The sequence below is a fragment of the Cellulomonas sp. P4_A2 genome, from assembly GCF_056402515.1.
The window spans coordinates 1-478 of sequence record NZ_JBFUHG010000096.1; the positions used below are offsets into that span (position 1 = coordinate 1).

Annotated in this window: 1 pseudogene; it reads right to left on the minus strand. The window is 70.3% G+C overall.

The window, feature by feature from the left end:
• Positions 1–478, minus strand: a pseudogene (locus AC1DUE_RS20265) (hypothetical protein); the annotation flags it as partial.

The window sequence follows — 478 nt, forward strand, 5'->3', positions numbered from 1 at the left end:
GTCGCCAGCTGTCCGCGCAGCTTCTTGAGATCCCCGTTCTGGTCCTTGACCAGTACGTTCACATCGTCGGCGACCTTCGCGACATCGGCCGCGGCGGTCGTGGCCCGCTTCAGCGGGGGACAGACGGTGGGGTCGGGGAGCAGCTGCTCGGTGCAGCGGGTGCGGTAGACGTCGGCCAGATCGTCGGAGGCCTCGTGGGCGGCGGTCGCCGCGGTCGGCGCCGCCTTCACCAGCAGGTCGAGGTTGTCCCGTACGGTCTGCGAGGAATCGGCGACCAGCCGGGCGGTGTCGCCGATCGTCCTGCCGTTGTCCTTCAGGAAAGGGCGGACGTCGGCCGCCACCCCGTTGACCTTGTCGGCGAGCAGCTGGGTGCCGTCGGCGACCTGCCGGGACCCGGATTCGAGGTCGCCGGCGCCCTTGTTCAGCTTGGCGATTCCGCTCTCCAGCCGGCCGCTGCCGGACTTGGCGTCCTTGAGCC